At 59.9% G+C, this 17,132-nt stretch carries 16 protein-coding genes and 1 tRNA gene; 9 read left to right on the forward strand and 8 right to left on the reverse strand.

Features of this window, described 5'->3' with window-relative positions; translation table 11 throughout:
* Positions 1 to 18 precede the first annotated feature (18 nt).
* The 3 genes from P2W41_RS04180 to dgcN all read left to right on the forward strand — a co-directional run bounded on the left by P2W41_RS04180 (position 19) and on the right by dgcN (position 3,207).
* Complete coding sequence (locus P2W41_RS04180) at positions 19 to 528, forward strand: TRAP transporter small permease subunit (RefSeq protein ID WP_404934387.1); 510 nt, start codon at positions 19 to 21, stop codon at positions 526 to 528.
* Positions 525 to 2,075, forward strand: coding sequence for a TRAP transporter large permease subunit (locus tag P2W41_RS04185; protein ID WP_404934388.1), 1,551 nt, complete (start codon positions 525 to 527; stop codon positions 2,073 to 2,075). The genes P2W41_RS04180 and P2W41_RS04185 overlap by 4 nt, the downstream gene beginning before the upstream one ends.
* A 136-nt stretch (positions 2,076 to 2,211) precedes the next feature.
* Entirely contained in the window at positions 2,212 to 3,207 is a 996-nt protein-coding gene (gene dgcN / locus P2W41_RS04190) for an N-acetyltransferase DgcN (protein WP_292897597.1), read from the forward strand.
* 94 nt (positions 3,208 to 3,301) lie between these two features.
* Here dgcN and P2W41_RS04195 read toward each other — a convergent pair whose 3' ends face one another.
* Together P2W41_RS04195 and P2W41_RS04200 are read right to left on the reverse strand one after the other, a co-directional pair.
* On the reverse strand, positions 3,302 to 4,102 hold the full coding sequence (locus tag P2W41_RS04195; RefSeq protein WP_292897595.1) for a xanthine dehydrogenase family protein subunit M: 801 nt from the start codon (positions 4,100 to 4,102) through the stop codon (positions 3,302 to 3,304).
* A gap of 16 nt (positions 4,103 to 4,118) precedes the next feature.
* Positions 4,119 to 4,607: a (2Fe-2S)-binding protein gene (locus tag P2W41_RS04200; RefSeq protein ID WP_292897593.1), complete on the reverse strand. Its 489-nt coding sequence runs from the start codon at positions 4,605 to 4,607 to the stop codon at positions 4,119 to 4,121.
* A gap of 642 nt (positions 4,608 to 5,249) precedes the next feature.
* Between P2W41_RS04200 and P2W41_RS04205 the strand changes: the two genes are divergently transcribed.
* Positions 5,250 to 5,325, forward strand: a tRNA-Thr gene (locus P2W41_RS04205).
* Between the two features lie 78 nt (positions 5,326 to 5,403).
* Here P2W41_RS04205 and P2W41_RS04210 read toward each other — a convergent pair.
* Positions 5,404 to 6,108, reverse strand: coding sequence for an MOSC domain-containing protein (locus P2W41_RS04210; RefSeq protein ID WP_292897591.1), 705 nt, complete (start codon positions 6,106 to 6,108; stop codon positions 5,404 to 5,406).
* Positions 6,109 to 6,365: 257 nt separating this feature from the next.
* On the opposite strand from P2W41_RS04210, the gene P2W41_RS04215 reads away from it, so the two are divergent.
* Positions 6,366 to 7,163, forward strand: a complete 798-nt coding sequence (locus tag P2W41_RS04215) for an IclR family transcriptional regulator (RefSeq protein WP_404934389.1) — start codon at positions 6,366 to 6,368, stop codon at positions 7,161 to 7,163.
* Positions 7,164 to 7,205: 42 nt separating this feature from the next.
* Here P2W41_RS04215 and P2W41_RS04220 read toward each other — a convergent pair whose 3' ends face one another.
* A complete protein-coding gene (locus tag P2W41_RS04220; RefSeq protein ID WP_404934390.1) occupies positions 7,206 to 7,889 on the reverse strand; it encodes a hypothetical protein in 684 nt (227 codons plus the stop codon).
* Positions 7,890 to 8,172: 283 nt separating this feature from the next.
* Between P2W41_RS04220 and P2W41_RS04225 the strand changes: the two genes are divergently transcribed.
* On the forward strand, positions 8,173 to 9,078 hold the full coding sequence (locus P2W41_RS04225) for an SMP-30/gluconolactonase/LRE family protein (protein ID WP_404934391.1): 906 nt from the start codon (positions 8,173 to 8,175) through the stop codon (positions 9,076 to 9,078).
* Between the two features lie 17 nt (positions 9,079 to 9,095).
* Here P2W41_RS04225 and P2W41_RS04230 read toward each other — a convergent pair whose 3' ends face one another.
* The 4 genes from P2W41_RS04230 to ilvD all read right to left on the reverse strand — a co-directional run bounded on the left by P2W41_RS04230 (position 9,096) and on the right by ilvD (position 13,859).
* Complete coding sequence (locus P2W41_RS04230; RefSeq protein WP_292897583.1) at positions 9,096 to 10,379, reverse strand: TRAP transporter large permease; 1,284 nt, start codon at positions 10,377 to 10,379, stop codon at positions 9,096 to 9,098.
* A 6-nt stretch (positions 10,380 to 10,385) separates the two neighbouring features.
* Positions 10,386 to 10,931: a TRAP transporter small permease gene (locus tag P2W41_RS04235; RefSeq protein WP_404934392.1), complete on the reverse strand. Its 546-nt coding sequence runs from the start codon at positions 10,929 to 10,931 to the stop codon at positions 10,386 to 10,388.
* Positions 10,932 to 11,114: 183 nt separating this feature from the next.
* On the reverse strand, positions 11,115 to 12,113 hold the full coding sequence (locus tag P2W41_RS04240) for a TRAP transporter substrate-binding protein (protein WP_404934393.1): 999 nt from the start codon (positions 12,111 to 12,113) through the stop codon (positions 11,115 to 11,117).
* Positions 12,114 to 12,185: 72 nt separating this feature from the next.
* The gene (ilvD, locus tag P2W41_RS04245) at positions 12,186 to 13,859 is read right to left on the reverse strand and encodes a dihydroxy-acid dehydratase (protein WP_404934394.1); all 1,674 of its coding nucleotides are present in this window, start codon (positions 13,857 to 13,859) and stop codon (positions 12,186 to 12,188) included.
* A 108-nt stretch (positions 13,860 to 13,967) separates the two neighbouring features.
* On the opposite strand from ilvD, the gene P2W41_RS04250 reads away from it, so the two are divergent.
* From P2W41_RS04250 to P2W41_RS04260, 3 genes are read left to right on the forward strand one after another with little or no spacing between them, the layout of a single operon-like run.
* Positions 13,968 to 14,879 (forward strand): LysR family transcriptional regulator, encoded by a 912-nt coding sequence (locus P2W41_RS04250; RefSeq protein ID WP_292897575.1) that lies wholly within the window; start codon positions 13,968 to 13,970, stop codon positions 14,877 to 14,879.
* 37 nt (positions 14,880 to 14,916) lie between these two features.
* Entirely contained in the window at positions 14,917 to 16,470 is a 1,554-nt protein-coding gene (locus tag P2W41_RS04255) for a sensor histidine kinase (protein ID WP_292897573.1), read from the forward strand.
* A complete protein-coding gene (locus P2W41_RS04260; protein WP_404934395.1) occupies positions 16,467 to 17,075 on the forward strand; it encodes a response regulator transcription factor in 609 nt (202 codons plus the stop codon). The genes P2W41_RS04255 and P2W41_RS04260 overlap by 4 nt, the downstream gene beginning before the upstream one ends.
* The last annotated feature ends 57 nt before the right edge of the window (positions 17,076 to 17,132 follow it).

A 17,132-nucleotide genomic window follows, 5' to 3' on the forward strand; every position in this document is an offset into this window, starting at 1 on the left:
TTTCGGGGAACGCTCGTGATGCTGGAGCTGGCGGACAGACTTGACCGGATCAACCGGGTGGTAGGCGCGGCGGTGCGCTGGCTGGCGCTTGCCATGGTGCTGGTCCAGTTTGGAACCGTGGTGCTGCGCTACGTGTACGGAATCAGCTTTATCTTCATGAATGAGACCGTGCTCTATCTGCATGCCGCGCTCTTCATGCTGGCCGGCGGTTACACGCTTCTGGTGGACGGGCATGTGCGCGTGGACATTTTCTACGGAATGTTTGGTCCGCGTGGCAGGGCGCGGATCGACATTTTCGGGGCGCTTTGTTTCCTGATCCCCTCAATGGTGATGATTGGCTGGTACTCCTGGCCATCCGTGCGCAATTCCTGGGCCATCATGGAGGGGGCGATCTCCGTCGGTGGCATTCCCGCTTCCTTTTTGCTCAAGTCGCTGATCCCCTTGTTCTGTGTGCTGCTCATCGTTCAGGGGCTTGCCTGCATTCTGCGTGATCTTGCGCGTCTTCGTGAAGAAAACCCGGCCGCATGACCTTACCCCTCGACATTCTGATGTTTGCGGCGCTCATCGTCGCGATCCTGATTGGCTATCCGGTTTCTTTCATGCTGGCGGGAACCGCAGCGTTCTTCGCCTTCCTGGGCTGGATGACGGGGCAGTTCGACGTCGGGCTCCTGGGAGCGCTGGGGCAGCGGGTGTTCGGGACGCTTACCAATGAAGTTCTGATCGCCATTCCACTTTTTGTGTTCATGGGCGTGGTTCTTGAAAAGAGTCGTATCGCTGAAGAACTGCTCGAAACGATGGGCCGTCTTTTTGGCGGCTTACGTGGAGGCCTTGGCGTTTCGGTGGTGTTGGTGGGGGCGCTGCTTGCGGCATCCACCGGCATTGTCGGCGCGACCGTGGTGGCCATGGGCCTTATTGCGCTGCCCACGATGGTTCGCAACGGCTACGACCCCAAGCTTGCTTCAGGCGTTGTGTGTACATCCGGAACGCTTGGCCAGATCATCCCGCCTTCGACCCTCCTCATTATCCTGTCCGACGTGATGTCCACCGCCTATCAGCAGGCGCAGTATGAGCAGGGCAAATTCACCATTGAGACGATTTCTGTGGGGCAGGTCTTCGCCGCAGCCCTGTTGCCGGGCCTGACGCTTGTCGCTGTCTATATCGCATACCTGATGACGCGGGCCGCACTAAAACCGGAAACCGCTCCTGCGTTGATGGAGGCAGGGGACCGGCCCGGGCGGCAGGAGGTGCAGCGTGCGGTGGTTCCTCCCGTTCTGCTTATCGTTGCCGTATTGGGATCCATTCTCGGTGGTGTCGCCACACCGAGCGAAGCAGCCAGTGTGGGCGCGATCGGTGCGTTGCTTCTGGCCGGTGTCCGCAGCGAGGGCAATGGCCGCATGATTGTTCTGGGTGCGGCCGCACTCGGCGCGGTTGCCGTTCTTGCAGGGCTTTTTCCCGTGCGTCTGCAACGCAGCGACGCCGGCTTGTTCGAGTGGGGCATGGCGGCGCTCACGACCGGGCTTCTGGTTCTTGGCGTCATCGCTATCGTGATCTCTATCGGCAGGGCGCGCAGGAGAGGTATTCTGACCCCCATCGTCACCTCCACCATGACGGTCACGGCCATGATCTTCGCCACGATCCTGACTGCAAGCGTCTTCTCGCTGGTTTTTCGGGGGCTGGGCGGCGATGCCCGGGTTGAGGATATTCTTCATTCGATGCCGGGTGGCCCACAGGGGGCGCTGATCTTCGTGATGGCGATGATCTTCATTCTCGGCTTTTTCCTGGATTTCGTGGAAATCTCGGTGATTGTCCTCCCTCTGGTGGCGCCGATCCTGATCCTGATGGGGCATGATCCGCTGTGGCTCTCGATACTGATCGCCATCAATCTGCAGACATCGTTCCTGACCCCACCATTCGGTTTCTCGCTGTTCTACCTGCGGGCGGCAGCGCCCAAGGAAATCACTACGGGACAGATTTATCGCGGCGTTATTCCATTCATCATCCTGCAGATCGTCGGGATGGGCGTTATCTGGTTGCTTCCGTCGATTTCAACATGGCTACCGGGAACCATCTTTTAGCATCTGGTCGGCAAACGCTGGCTCAGCCACTGCCCAAGTGTTGATCCAGGACGCCCTGTCTGGTCCACTGCAGCTTGACAAGGGGTGTCTGGATCATTGATGAGCCGGTAAAACAATTCTAAGGGAGCGCCCGCTCATGCTTAAGACGCCCTATCTCCTGTTTCTTGGTGATGCCCCTGATGCCCTGACTGCAAAGGTTGCCCAGGGGATCAAGGACTGGCGACCGGAGTTCTGTGTGGGCCAGCTGCGCCTCGATGGCTGCAAGGCGGATCTCGGCCTCAGGGAAATGACGATAGCCGAGGCGAAGGAAGCCGGCGCCCAGACACTCGTGGTGGGCGCTGCAAATCGTGGCGGCGTGATCTCCCAGAGCTGGATGGCCACGCTGGTGGCCGCTGCCGAGGCCGGAATGGATATCGCGTCTGGTCTGCACAACCGGCTGACAGCACAGCCTGCACTGGTGGCAGCCGCCGAGAAAGCGGGCACGCAGCTCTTTGACGTTCGCGTGCCTCAGGAAGACTACCCCATCGCAGACGGCAAGAGACGGAGCGGCAAACGGTGCCTGGCAGTCGGAACGGACTGCTCAGTCGGCAAAATGTACACCGCACTTGCCATGGAGCGCGAAATGCGTGAGCGCGGCATGAAGGCAACGTTCCGCGCGACGGGCCAGACAGGCATCCTGATCACCGGCTCAGGCGTTCCGCTTGACGCGGTGGTAGCCGATTTCATGGCTGGCGCTGTTGAGCACATCACCCCGGACAACGATGCCGACCATTGGGATCTCATCGAGGGGCAGGGCAGTCTCTTCCATCCCTCGTTCTCCGGTGTGACCATGGCGTTGATCCATGGTGGCCAGGCCGATGCACTGGTGCTTTGTCACGAGCCGACACGTACACATATGCGCGGCCTGCCGCACTATCAGCTTCCCAGTCTGGAGGCCCTGCGCGATCTGGCGCTGGAGACAGCGCGTGTGGTCAATCCGGACGTCGAGGTGGTGGGCATCTCTGTAAACACAGCGGCGCTGAACGATGCGGACGCAAAAGCCTGCCTTGAAGAGATCGAGGCACGCATGGGGCTGCCCACGGCCGATCCGTTCCGGCAGGGCGCCGCACGCCTCGTTGACGCACTGGGCTGAGGGCGAACGGCACTTGCCCCTGTCAGGCTGACGCGTCACTCTGCCCCGTGACGATCGCACGGGGCAGACGGTGACGAATGCGCGGCTTCCACAGTCAACCGTTTGCCATGGCGAGAGCGCGCTTTGCCATGGCAACGATGAGGCTGGCGCGGTAGTCCGCGCTTGCGTGAATATCGGTCATCAAATTTTCTGCTGGTACGGACAAGCCATCCAATGCGTTTGCACTGAAATCGGTGCTCAGGGCGCTTTCCAGTTCGGAGCAGAGGAACACTCCGTCATCACCGGCGCCAGTGACGGCGGCGCGGACGGTTTCACTCTTCCGTGCAATGAAAACGCCGGTCATTGCATAGCGCGAAGCGGGATTGGGGAACTTGCCGTAGCCGGCTTTTTCCGGAGCCTCGAAGCGAATGGCGGTGATCAACTCATTGTCATCCAGAGCCGTTTCGAACAGGCCAGTGAAGAAATCTTCTGCTGCGATCTCGCGCTTGCTGGTGATGATGGTCGCGGCCAGGGCGAGCATTGCTGCGGGATAGTCGGCGGCGGGGTCATTGTTTGCGAGCGAGCCGCCGATAGTGCCCATATGACGGACCTGGGGATCGCCAATGAGGGAGGCGAGATGAGACAAAGCGGGGCATACATCGCTGATCTCGCTGCTTGCAGCGACTTCAGCGTGCGTGACACCTGCACCGATAGTGACCTTTCCGTCGGCAACCGAGATTGATTTCAGTTCTGCCACGTGGCGCAAATCCACGAGATCGGACGGTGCGGCCAGCCGTGTTTTCATGGCTGGAATCAGGGTTTGTCCGCCGGCTATGAATTTCCCTTCCTCAGCGGCTTCGAGCAGGTTCAGTGCTTCGCTAACAGACCCGGCGCGGTGATAGGTGACGTCATACATAGTCTGTTCTCCCGGCTTACGCGGCCTTGTTGGCGGCGCTGTTCATCGCCTCGGAAGCGGCCATGATCGCCTTGACGATGTTGTGATAGCCGGTGCACCGGCAGATATTGCCTTCGAGCTCCTCACGCACGGTCTTTTCATCGAGCCCTTCCGGGTGGCGGCGAATCATGTCCGTTGCAGCCATGATCATGCCTGGTGTGCAGAAGCCGCACTGAAGGCCGTGATGCTCTTTGAAAGCTGCCTGGACGGGGTGCAGGTCACCACCATCGGACAAGCCTTCGATGGTGGTGATGGCGGCGCCGTCGGCCTGCACGGCGAGCATGGAGCAGGATTTGACCGATCGACCGTCCATGTGAATCGTGCACGCTCCGCACTGCGACGTTTCACATCCCACATGGGTTCCGGTCAGGCCAAGACTGTCGCGCAGAAACTGCACGAGCAGGGTTCTGCCCTCGACGGTGCCCGAAACCGTTTTTCCGTTCACCGTCATCGTCACGTCTGTCATGGAATACCTGCCTACTGGAATTTTCGGTGGCTGATACGCTGGTCGGGTGCCAACTTAACCTATGGAGCTTTCCTGTCCATGCCCTGCTGCCATTCAAGCGCGGTGAAGACGACAGCTAATAGCGCGAAGGGTTTGAGGGTGGTTCGGAAATCCATTTTGGACAAGAAATGCAAAGGCGTCCGAATAGGCTCTCCATGGCGAGCTGGTGTGAACCTCAAAGACTGCGCCAAAAGCGCGGCAATGAAAAATCATCTCCGAGGCTCTCGCATTCTGGGCGCCGAGTGAGATGAACACCGAAAGAAAAATTGCCAGTTTATACATAGCATCCTCCTTAAATAAATTTGATTGATATGGCCTATTAATTCAACAAATTTCTATTTATGCTTGAAGTGTTATGCATTTCTGTCGTTGATGCGCTTGCTGCGGAGAGCGCGAATTTCGAGCTGGGCGCTTGATCTTGGGGGCGAACGGGGCTATCAGGCGGTCCGCTCGCCCGGCTGATCGGATTTGACGACCGGAGTTCCGGTCCGATTGGCAGACTTGCTCGACAATTTGGTTGCGAAAGCCCGCCGAGGCGGGTATGTGCACGGTGAAGTGCTTCGTGGCCAGTCGAAACCGGTTTTGGCGAGGCGCGAAAAAAGGGCCGCTTTAGCTCAGTTGGTAGAGCATCGCATTCGTAATGCGGAGGTCGTCAGTTCGAGTCTGACAAGCGGCACCATCCACAGATCTCCCAACAGGCCTTTCCAGACAGTCCGCCAGCCTTTTGTCCGAGCGCGAGACACCGGGCCGTGTTCCTTCAAGCCTGCTCCTGGCCGTTCAGGCGACGGTCCCAGTCTTCGACCCTGCCGGAGGCGAGACGGCGTTGGGCATAGCGCCGCCATCCTTCCGGGAGTTTTTCGAGCGCCGCCATCTCTTCGAGTTCACCGCGATCGAGGGTTTTCACGTAGAGGATCTGCCACAGACGCCTCAGAGGCCACTCCCGCAAAGGGCGCTCGATGCGTTGCAGAAGATCTCCGGGTGAGACCCTGCCCTCCTGAAGAACCCGGTAGTACCAGCCCGTGCGCCCGGTTTTCTGAACCTGGTAAGCCATCGTGCCGACAGCAAAGCGGCTGTTGAGCTTCCAGCAGGGCTGACGGCCCTGTGACACTTCCACCACCGCCTCACCGAGCCGAAATACATCGCCAAGAGCAACGGTTTCCTCGTTTAGCCCGTAGGTGGAAAGATTTTCGCCGAAGGCGCCGGGGGATGCGAGCAGGGGATGTTCACCGATCTCATCTCTCCAGGCCGCGTAGTGGTCGCGCGGATAATGATGAACGGCCTTGTCGGGGCCCCCGTGGACTTTTCTGTCCCCCTGATGGTCGCCGATGAAACCATTTGTGCTAAGCCATACCGGACCCTCGACGACGCGCTTGTCGATGCCGCTGGGCACGTTTCGTTCCCCGAGCGGAGCAATTTTGCCTGTCAGTATGGCCTCCAGAGGCGTCTTTTCGGTTTCGTCCACGAAAGGGCTCCGTTGTGCAAAAGACAGGGTGCAAAAGACCCGTTGCAAAAAGACCGGGTGCAAATGGCTGTATTCCCCAACCAAAATAGGGCATGGCCGCATCGGGTGCAGGTCCAGTTGGCAGATCGTTATGGTCCGCGCCTGTGGACAAACGGAAGAACAATAAAAATCGCGCATGCCGGGGGAGCGTTGGCGGAGACGCAGGGTTTTTGATAGGCTTCCGGTTCGTTTCTGGCGGTTGACCTGAGGGGGAGGGTATGGCGACCACAAAGCCGTTGCTGCGAGTGCACCGGAAAGGGTCCTCGGTTTCGCCTGCCTTGTCGCGAGGGTTGCATTTGCTGTCGGTGTTCGCCGATGCGCCTGTTTGGCTTAGCAATTCAGATATTGCCGGGCGCACCGATCTGCCGGCGGCGACTGTGGCGCGGTTGACAAAGTCACTCACCGGGATGGGATTGCTGCACTACAGCAGCAGCCGTCGGCGATTTCGGCTGGCGCCCGGTGTCGTGCGCCTCGGATATGGCGCCCGGAGCGAGACGCAGATCATCGAGTTCATACGGCCTCATCTACAAGAGATTGCAGACCGTTTCCGAGTGCATACGGCACTTGCGGTTCTTGACGGGATCGAAGCACTGCACGTGGAGGTCTGCCACAGCACGGCGACCCTCGTAACCCTGCGGCTGGAGGCCGGGTCCAGAGTGTCGATTGCCGGAACGCCGGTCGGGCATGCTTTGCTTGCCTGTCTGGAACCGGCACAGCGTCACTCCTTCATGAGCGACCTTGCACGTCACCACGGGGCCGACTGGGATATCCTGTCGCCTCAGGTCGAACAGGGATTGGCCGAGATCGCCGGCTCCGGATTCACCCTATCGCTGGGCGGCTGGCATCCTGACATCTACGCCGTGGCGGTGCCTCTCAAACCTTCCGACCAGCCTGCCGTCATGTCGCTCGGCTGCGGTGCTCCCCGGGGACAGATGTCGCTTCCCCGATTGAAGGAACTCGGCCAGGAACTCGTGAGACTGTCGACAGCTTTGGCGTCCGGGCGCGAGAGCGCCTGACCGGATCCTGCGGGTGACGGTCCATCTCCGGTGGAGTTTTGATCAGGAGTCTTCCAGGTACCGCACGCCCATTGCCGCGCATTTGCGCTGAACCAGCTCGACAGCCGCAAGCAGGTCCTTCATCGTGCCGGCTGAATCGCAGGCCGACCGTGCGTCTGCAGGCAGAATAATCTCCATAGCCAGAACCGCATTGTTGAGATGCAGGGGGGCGGCCAGGAGGAGAAGTTTTTCTTCCTGAAGCATCAATCTGAAACACCCGGACGCCCGGAAAAAACAGAAGCTCTCCCGAAGCGCCTCCGTCTCGGCGGAGGTGTGAGACGTGCTTTCATCAGTGTCATCCGTCTCGCTTCTGGTGGTGAAGAGTAGCGCATGACCCGCGGCTGTTTTTGTGAGCGGGTAGGCTGAACCGACGTGGCAACAGGGTGAGCTTACGCGATTGAGACCGTTACACACGACGAGAGAGAGCGCTTCGCCGGCGTCATCGACCGCCAGTATGCACGTGGCATTGTGACGATCAGCTAGCGCCTGCAGGACCGAGCGGGCGATCTCGCTTACTGGGGTTTCTCTCAGAAATTTTTCGGAAAGCGCGCTGGCAGTGCGGCCAGGCTGGAAGCGTTGTGCAAATCTGGATTGTTCTACGAAGCCGTGAATTTCCAGCGTTTTTAAGAGCCGGGCGGCGGTGTCATGGCGCAGCGATAAACGCAAGGCCAGTTCATTCGTCGTCATCGGACCTTCATCCGAAAGCAGCCGAACCAATCCAAGTCCGTTTTTTAAAGCGACTGTGCTGTTGTTACCTTCGTCTGTTTGTCTCTTCACCGTGTGATTTGCCTTGATGGACAGGCCCCCCATACGATTTCTAGGCCTATCGGGCCCGTCATATCAATATGCCGACCCCTGGCGGGGGGGGTGAAACGGCCTCAAATCGCAGGATTGTGATCGAACGATCAGGTTTTTCCTCCTGCCGCTGCTGCTTGAATGCTCTGGTGAAAGAAGGCTAATGCAGCCTTTGATGAAGCAACCGAGGGGAGGCTGGCCTGTGGCAGGAGCAGATTGGACACGTCTGGAGGCGGAACGTTGTGTGCTTGGCGAGGGGCCGACCTACGATCGCCACACAGATACCGCCTGGTGGTTCGACATTCTGGGCAAAGCTCTGTTCGAGCATTGCTTCGCCGATGGTGTGACGCGAAAGCATGTTCTGCCAGAGCTTTCGTCTGCATTGGCCCGGGTTGATGACGAGCGACAATTGCTCGTTGCGGAAAGCGGCCTTTACCTGCGGAACATTGCGGATGGAAACCTCAAGCTTCACCATCCGTTGGAAGAGGACAATCCGCAGACCCGCTCCAACGATTCCCGGGTGCATCCCAGTGGAGCTTTCTGGATTGGCACGATGGGCAAGCACGCGGAACAGGGGATGGGATCGATCTACTGGTACCGCAAGGGCGAGGTACGGCGACTTTATTCCGGGATCACCGTGACCAATGCGATCTGCTTCTCGCCCGATGGCCGGGTGGGTTATTTCACGGATACGCCGACACTTCAGATCATGCAGGTGCCTCTCGACCCCGAGACGGGACTTCCGGTTGGCGAGCCGTCTCCGTTTGGGAAGCCGTCCAGAGACGGTGATCCGGATGGCGCGGTGGTCGATGCCGAGGGCAATCTCTGGGTGGCGCGCTGGGGCGGCCACTGTGTGGAGGTCTATTCGGCGCAGGGTGTGCTGCTTCGCAAGATCGAGCTGCCGGCAGCACTCACCACCTGTCCGGTCTTTGTCGGGCCGCAGGCGGACAGGCTCCTGGTGACATCCGCCTCGATTGGCGTGGACCCGGACAGTCCGGATGCAGCGTTTGCCGGCGGTGTGTACCTGGTCGATCTCGGTGGACCGAGGGGCAGGTTTGAACCCGACGTTCTGACAGGCTGATACGGTTTCCCCGCATGTCAGTATCCACTGAGGTGCGGGAGCCAGGTGGACAACGCCGGGATGAAGGTCAGGGCGAGCAGCACGACGAGATGCACGACCAGAAAGGGAGGCATTTCCCGGATCATTTCGCTGACACGAATTTTCACGGCTGAGGAAACTACGAAAAGCAGCGCGCCGACCGGCGGAGTGAGGAGCCCGAGCGTCAGGTTGACGATGACGACGATGGCGAAGTGTATCGGATCGATGCCCAGAGAATAGGCAATGGGACCAAGGATCGGCACAAGGATCATGACACCGGGGAGCGGATCCATGAACAGCCCGAAGGCGAGCAGGAGCACGTTTACCGCCAGAAGAAACAGGATCGGGCTAAGCTCCCATGCCACGATTGTCGAAGCAATGGCCTGAGGGATTCCCTCGATGATGATGATCCAGGCAAACGCCCGCGCGGCCGCCAGAATTAGCAGGATCGCGACCGTGACCAGTGCGGATCGAAAGAGAATGTCCGGCAGGTCGCGCAGCCTCAATGAGCGGTAGATGAACATGCCGCACAAAAGTGCGTAGAAGACGGCGACCACCGAGGCTTCCGTCGGCGTGAACAATCCGCTGCGGATGCCGCCAATGATGAGGACGATAAGGAAGATGGCCGGTAGGGCCTGAAAACTCGTGCGCATCATCTCGCGCAGGGACGGGCGTGGCGAACTGCTCCTAAAGCCACGCTTGCGGCAAACATACCAGTTGGTCGCGGCCATCGCGAGCGAAATCAGGATGCCCGGAATGATGCCGGCCATGAACAGGGCGATGACGGAGACATTCTCATCCTGCATGGCGTAGAGGATCATGATGATCGAGGGCGGTATGATGGGGCCGACAACCGAGGCGGACGCGGTCAGTGCGCTGGCATAGGATTTGTCGTAGCCGTCCTTCTCCATCATGCGGATCATCATGGCGCCGGGGCCGGCAGCGTCGGCGAGAGCGGAGCCGGAGATGCCGGCGAACATGGTGGAGGAGACGACATTGGCGTAGCCCAGCCCACCCCGGAAATGACCGACGAACTGCGAAGCGAAGCGCAGCAGGATCTGGGTCATTGCGCCGCTCGACATCAGCTCTGCAGCCAGGATGAAGAAGGGCACCGCCATGAGCGGAAAACTGTCGAGGCCGGAAAACATCTCCTTGACGATGACGATCTGCGGATAGGTGCTGCCCAGGCTGATCGCGGCCCAGACTGCAAGCGCAAGCGAGAAAGCCACCGGCATGCCGATGATGAGCAGAGCGAAGAAGGAAGCAAAGAGGATCAGCGCCACGGTCGTCTAGTCCCGGTTGGCCGCGATATGGGTGTCCCCGCTCTCGAGAAGGGCGGCGGATGGCGCGTCGGTCTCCACTTCGGCGAACCGGTTCTCCATCACGAAGGGACGGGCGATGAGAAGCAGGTGCACGATGAGAAGGCCGAAGCCGATGGGCATGGCGGCGTAGATATAGCTAAAGGAGACGCGCGTCGCCGGCGTGAGCTGAAAGCGGGCGCGATCCATGTAATTCATGCCCATCCAGATCATGATGGCGAAGAATGCGAGAAGCAGGCACAGGATGAGGATGCGCACGGCACGTTGGCCCTTTGTGCCGAGCATCTCCTGAAAGTTGCTCACGGCCACATGACCGCCCGTGCGTAGCGCGAGGCCCGCACCGATGAAGGTCATCCAGATCATCAGGTACCGCGCGACTTCCTCTGACCAGGTGATCGAGAAATTCGTGAGATAGCGCAACGTGACATTGGCGAAAACGATGACCGCCATGGCGCCCAGCAACAGCACCAGAGCCCATTTGTTGAGGGCTATGAAACATCTCTCAAAGGTTTTCACCGATCCTCCCCGACCCGCGCATCCTGCGGCTTTCCCAGAAGCACCACAGCGTGCTGACCCCATCCTGTTTAGACCAACATGATGAAGCGTGGGAACCAGCCATAGTCGAAAAATGCAGCATGATGCAAAACTCCGGATAGCGATCGCGGGGACCGCTATCCGGAGTTTCAGGCTCCGGGAGCCTTATTCGGTCGCGATGATCTGGTCGATCAGCGCCTTGTCGTACTGCTCATAGTACTTTTCGTAGGCCGGCTGGACGGCCTGTTGGAAGGCGGCTTTCTGTTCAGCGGTCAGTTCGCCGACTTCCATGCCCTCTTCCTTAAGCTGCTTGACGCCCGAGGACTCAACGTTGTCGACATAGGCCCGCATGGCCTTGACGGCCTCGGTCGCACCTTCCTCGAAAACCTTCTTGTCCTCGTCGGACATGCTGTCCCAAAGCTGGCGGGAAACCAGAAGCATGGCCGGCGAATAGACGTGGCCGGAGAGCGTCAGATATTTCTGGACTTCGGAAAGTTTTGCAGAGGTGATGACGGAAAGCGGGTTTTCCTGACCGTCGATCGTGCCCTGCTGAAGGGATGAGATGACCTCGGGCCATGCCATCGGCGTCGGCGCGGCGCCCAGCGTCTCGAACGCGGTGATGTGGATCGGGTTCTCCATCGTGCGCAACTTGAGACCGGAGACGTCCTCGGGCTTACCGATAGTGTTGCGGTTGTTGGTGATGTGGCGGAAACCCTGCTCACCCCATGCGAGGGCGACAAGGCCGACGTCATCGAACTTTGCGAGGATATTCTGACCAATTTCGCCGTCCAGAACCTTGCGTGCATGGTTGAGGTCACGGAACAGGAACGGGATGTCGAACACGCCGGTTTCGGGCACGAAATTGCTCAGCGTGCCAGAAGAAACGATGGTCGCTTCGATCGTGCCAATCTGAAGGCCCTCGATCACTTCGCGTTCACCGCCAAGACCTGAGGAGGGAAAATGACGGAAGGAATAGCGGCCATCGGTCTTTGCCTCGACGACTTCCTGCCATTTCTCTGCTGCGACACCGTAATGCGAGGTCGGCGCGAGCGCGTAGCCGATCTTGATTTCCTGCTGGGCCTGAGCGGCCGACATGCCGGTAACAATGCCCAGTGCAGTCACAATTGCCGTTAACGGCGCCGTATATCTTGCGGAAAATTTCATCTCTCTCTCCCGTTGCAAAATTTCGTTGCGATTCAGGTCTCCCATTCGCTGAAAGGCTGTGGCCTATCGCGGCTATTCAGTCAATGCACCCTGGCTGGCAGGACCAGCAAGTTTAGCGAACTTGGCCAGAACGCCGGTGTGGTAGCGCGGCTTGGGCTGACACCAGTCGGCGCGCCGTCGCGCAAGCTCTTCCTCGCTGACGTTCAGTTGAAGGAGGTGCCGGTTCGCATCGATGGTGATCATGTCTCCTTCCTCGACCAGTGCGATGGTGCCGCCTTCGAAAGCTTCAGGCGTGACATGGCCGACAAGAAAGCCCCACGAGCCGCCGGAGAACCGGCCATCCGTGATGAGGCCCACCGTTTCGCCCAGACCGCGTCCTATCAAAGCGGAACTGGGGGCAAGCATCTCGGGCATGCCGGGCCCGCCTTTTGGGCCGAGATAACGCAGGACCATCACATCGCCGGGGCGGATCCGGTCTGACAGAATCGCGCCAAGGGCCGACTGCTCATCTTCAAAGACGCGGGCAGGACCAGTGATGCTGGTGGATTTGAGACCGGTGATCTTGGCGACAGCACCATCTTCGGCAAGATTGCCTCTCAGGATGGCAAGATGGCCTTGCGCATAGAGCGGCCTCTCGATGGGCCGAATGACGTCCTGTGCTTCGGAAGGCCTCTCAGGAACTTCGGCAAGCTCCTGCGCCAGGGTGCGCCCGGTGATTGTGAGGCAGTCCCCATTCAGAAGACCGGCCCCGAGCAGGATCTTGAGCACCTGTGGCACACCACCGGCGCGATGGAGATCGACTGCCATGTATTGGCCAGACGGCTTCAGATCGCACAACACCGGCACTTTGCGGCGCACCCGCTCGAAATCGTCGAGTGACCACTCCACCTCGGCGGCACGGCAGATGGCAAGATAATGCAGGACGGCATTGGTGGAGCCGCCAGTCGCCATAACGAGGGCGATGGCATTTTCGACACTCTGGCGGGTGATGATGTCGCGGGGTCTGCGACCCGCCCGCACTGCATCAAGCAGGACATGGGCCGAACGGGCGGCGGAGTGACGCTTCTCCTTGTGGACGTTGGCCATTGTGGAGGACCCCAACAGGGACATGCCCAGAGCCTCGAAAGACGCGCTCATCGTGTTCGCAGTGTACATGCCGCCGCAAGCGCCGGTGCCGGGGATGGCGTTGCGTTCAATGGCATCGAACTCTTCCCGCGTGATCCTGCCGGCTTTGAACGCACCCACGGCCTCAAAGGCAGAGACGAGATTGAGGTCCTTGCCGTTCAGCCGGCCAGGAAGGATCGTGCCGCCATAGACGTAGATCGCCGGAACATTTGCCCGGGCGATGCCGATCATGCCGCCAGGCTTGTTTTTGTCGCAGCCGCCGATGACGAGGACACCATCCATCCATTGACCCTGAACGGTTGTTTCCACGCAGTCGGCGATGACCTCACGGGAGACAAGCGAGTATTTCATGCCTTCCGTGCCCATCGACATACCGTCGGAAATGGTGGGTACGCCGAAGGTCTGCGGGTTGCCGCCGGCTTCGCGTACAGCCTCCACGGCGGCATTGGCCAGGGGCTGGAGGCCCGCATTGCACGGCGTGATGGTGGAATGTCCGTTGGCGATGCCGATCATGGGACGGGAAAAATCTTCCTCCCGATAGCCGAGCGCATAGTACATGGCGCGATTGGGCGAGCGCTCGATTCCCTGGGTAATGGTCTTCGATCGGTCGTTGGCTGCCATGTCTCTCTCCCGGCGCGTGCCTAATGTGTGCGGCAGGCTAGGAGAGTTTGAAAGATATGAGAAATATATATATTGTATCGCATTAATTCATATTCCGAATGAGAAAACATGGATATTCGCCAGATTCGGCACTTTGTTGCAGTTGCCGAGGAGCTTCATTTCGGCCGCGCGGCCGCACGTCTCGGCATGACGCAACCTCCGCTCAGCCAGAGCATACAGGCGTTGGAGGCGGATCTGGGGCTTACGCTGTTCGAGCGGACACGGCGAAGTGTAATGCTGACACCAGTCGGCCAGGAATGGCTACCTCATGCGCGGCGGGTGCTGGAGGAAGCGAATGCATTGCCGAAGGTGGCACAGCGGCTTTCGCGCGGTGAAATCGGTACGATACGCCTCTCCTTTATCAGCTTCGTCAGCTACAGTTTCCTGCCTGCGCTCGTGCGCCGCTTCAAAAAGCGTTTTCCGGAGGTGGAGCTGGTGCTGCACGAAGCAACCAGCGATGTCCAGATTGCCGAACTGCTTGATGGCAGGCTGGACGCGGGCATCATCATCACTCCGCCGCGCGGAGCGTTGCACTCGCCGCTGCGCTATCGGGCGATTGAAACGGACAAGCTGGTGGTCGCGGTGCCGGAGGAATGGGTGATTTCCGGGCGTGTGACGCCGAGAGGCGGCAAGCTCGATTTCGATGCCCTGCGCGAACTGCCGGTTATTCTGTTTCCGCGGCAAAGCGCCCCGGCGCTGCATGATCTTGTGACGCGTTACTACGCCGAGCGCGATGCGGTGCCGGTTGCGGGGCAACAGGCTGTCCAAATGCAAACGATCATAAACCTTGTCTCCAGCGGGCTCGGCATTGCCTTCGTACCAAGCACCATGCGCGGACTTGTTCGACCGGGTGTTGCCTATTTTCGGCTGGCAGAGCAGCAATCCGCCATTGAAATCGGTTTTGCGTGGCGCGGCACCGGCGCAAGCGCAGCACTGCATCACCTGGCCGATATCATCGCCGAGATGTTTCCGGCGCACTGAGCTTGAAAAAGGCGGATTGTTCCTCAAAATCGCGCGCATGAAGCAAAATGCTACCGAACAACACGCCAAAGCAAGCAGGTCTTTCAGGCTCGCCGGTGCCTGGCTTGTGCTCGCGGTTCTGACGGTCGTGGCCGTTGTGGCGAATGAGCGCTGGCGATTGTCTTCGGAGCTGGCGGCCGAAGGCAGGGCGCTGCACAGTCTGGCCTCGCAACGTGCCGACCAACACGATGCGCACCTGACCGCGCTGTCGGCAGTTGCGGTTTCGGAGGGGGAAAACCGCTTTGAGCTCTTTCTGGACGTCGCCGAAACGATTCATCGTTTTTATCCGCGGATCGTGGCGATCGATCTTGTTCCGCTGAGGGTCGGCGAGACGGGGGTGAACACGCTAGATCGGGGCAACCCGGCGGTGGAGGAAGCGATCCGTGAGGCCGCGTTGACGTCCAAAGGTGGGCTGGCGCTGCGACCGACGCCAGGGGAGGCGGGCCGCTACCTGCTCGTCAAGCGCAGTCCGAACACGGACGCCGCCCGTTATGGGCTGGCGCTCGACATCGACGGTCAGGGGTTGCTTGAACCTGAACGCAGTCAGGAGCTGGAACCATCGGTCAACCTCTCGCTGGCGCTTCCCGACGGAACACAGCTTGTGGGGCAGGAAACCGAGGGCGATACGGCGTTCCGGCAGCGGCTGGGGAGCGCTTCACAGCCGCTTGTTCTCGAGATTGCCGTTCCCCAAACACTGGCCGCGCTTTTCCCTCCTGCCAAGCTGGCGCCCGCGCTCATCCTGATGTCGGCGGTTTTCCTTGTGGGCCTCGTCCTGTGGCAGCAATGGGCACGTCGGCGTCAGGCCGAGCAAGCGGCGCAACTCAGCGCCCAGGAAACACGTCTCGCTCATGCCTCCCGTGTCAATGCGCTTGGTGAGATGGCAAGCGGCATCGCTCACGAACTCACGCAGCCGCTGACGGCGATGTTAAGTCAGGCTCAGGCCGGAAAGCGGCTTCTGCGAAATGGTGACACAGGGGCCGTCGCTTCGGTGCTCGATGAACTGATCGGACAGGCGCGACGGGGGGCGGATATCCTTGCTCATCTGCGTGAGTGGATCAGACCGGCGCGGGGCAACCCGGCGGCGGTGACCGATCTCAATAAGGCGATCCGTGGTGTCGAAGCGCTTCTAGCGCCGGAGGCGCGCAAGCGCGCGATGATTTTGACGCTCATCCTCGAACGCGACATGTTGCCGGTGCGTGCCGATCAGACCGAACTGGAGCAGGTGATCTTCAATCTGGTTCGCAACGCATTTGAAGCCCTGGAGACGATGCCGAAGGGGCGGGGCGAGGTGGTGATCGAAAGCAGCCGGCAGGCGGGCCTGGCGGTTCTTGATGTGCGTGACAACGGACCCGGTGTGAACACGGCGATCCGCGCCCAGATATTCGAACCCTTTGTCACAGGAAAGAGCCAGGGCACGGGCCTCGGCCTGGCACTCTCGCAACGGCTGGTGGAGCGGATGGACGGTGAGGTCGAACTCAGGTCCCCGCAGGAAGGTGCCTGGTTTCAGGTTCGGCTGAATCTCGTGAACATGAAAGCGGAGGCGGCAGCGTGAGCCGGCCTGTCTATCTGGTGGATGACGACGAAGCTGTGCGCCGAGCGCTCGTTCTGCTTCTCAATACGGTGGGTATGGAGGTAAAGGCATTTTCCGACCCGGAGACTTTTCTCGCGGCACTTGGAAAAATGCCGCCGGGCTGTCTGGTTCTCGATATCCGTATGCCTGTGATATCCGGGTTGAAGCTGCAGGAGCGGCTTTTGGCACTCGGCGTGGAGTGGCCGACGGTGGTGATCAGCGGGCATGGAGATATTGAATCCTGCCGCAAGGCCTTTCGCAATGGAGCGGTGGATTTTCTAAGCAAACCCGTGGATGAACAGGATCTGATCGATGCGATCCAGAAAGCGCAGAACATGCTGGACCACGCCGAACGGGCTGCCGCCGAACGCGCCGAGACGGCTGACCTTCTGGCAAGTCTGACGGCGCGCGAACAGGAGATTCTGGAGCGCATTGCAGGCGGTTTCACCACCAAGGAGATTGCCGTTTCACTGGAATTGTCGCCCCGCACGGTGGAAAGCCACCGCGCGTCTATTGGCGCGAAACTTGGAACGACATCGGCAGCAGAGATGACGCGATTGTGGCTGCAGGCGGGTCAAACTCCGTAGAACTACGGATATTGGCGGCAAACCTACCGATGCACCGGCAAAGCGTTGGTTGCTAGA

The sequence above is a fragment of the Nitratireductor sp. L15S-10 genome (assembly GCF_045011005.1).
GTDB lineage: Bacteria > Pseudomonadota > Alphaproteobacteria > Rhizobiales > Rhizobiaceae > Nitratireductor.

What these genes read in the sequence shown, in the direction of transcription:
- P2W41_RS04180 (WP_404934387.1), top strand. Translation starts at nt 19, where the DNA reads ATGCTGGAGCTGGCGGACAGACTTGACCGGATCAACCGGGTGGTAGGC.
- P2W41_RS04185 (WP_404934388.1), top strand. Translation starts at nt 525, where the DNA reads ATGACCTTACCCCTCGACATTCTGATGTTTGCGGCGCTCATCGTCGCG.
- dgcN (WP_292897597.1), top strand. Translation starts at nt 2,212, where the DNA reads ATGCTTAAGACGCCCTATCTCCTGTTTCTTGGTGATGCCCCTGATGCC.
- P2W41_RS04195 (WP_292897595.1), bottom strand. Translation starts at nt 4,102, where the DNA reads ATGTATGACGTCACCTATCACCGCGCCGGGTCTGTTAGCGAAGCACTG.
- P2W41_RS04200 (WP_292897593.1), bottom strand. Translation starts at nt 4,607, where the DNA reads ATGACAGACGTGACGATGACGGTGAACGGAAAAACGGTTTCGGGCACC.
- P2W41_RS04215 (WP_404934389.1), top strand. Translation starts at nt 6,366, where the DNA reads ATGGCGACCACAAAGCCGTTGCTGCGAGTGCACCGGAAAGGGTCCTCG.
- P2W41_RS04220 (WP_404934390.1), bottom strand. Translation starts at nt 7,889, where the DNA reads ATGACGACGAATGAACTGGCCTTGCGTTTATCGCTGCGCCATGACACC.
- P2W41_RS04225 (WP_404934391.1), top strand. Translation starts at nt 8,173, where the DNA reads ATGAAGCAACCGAGGGGAGGCTGGCCTGTGGCAGGAGCAGATTGGACA.
- P2W41_RS04240 (WP_404934393.1), bottom strand. Translation starts at nt 12,113, where the DNA reads ATGAAATTTTCCGCAAGATATACGGCGCCGTTAACGGCAATTGTGACT.
- ilvD (WP_404934394.1), bottom strand. Translation starts at nt 13,859, where the DNA reads ATGGCAGCCAACGACCGATCGAAGACCATTACCCAGGGAATCGAGCGC.
- P2W41_RS04250 (WP_292897575.1), top strand. Translation starts at nt 13,968, where the DNA reads ATGGATATTCGCCAGATTCGGCACTTTGTTGCAGTTGCCGAGGAGCTT.
- P2W41_RS04255 (WP_292897573.1), top strand. Translation starts at nt 14,917, where the DNA reads ATGAAGCAAAATGCTACCGAACAACACGCCAAAGCAAGCAGGTCTTTC.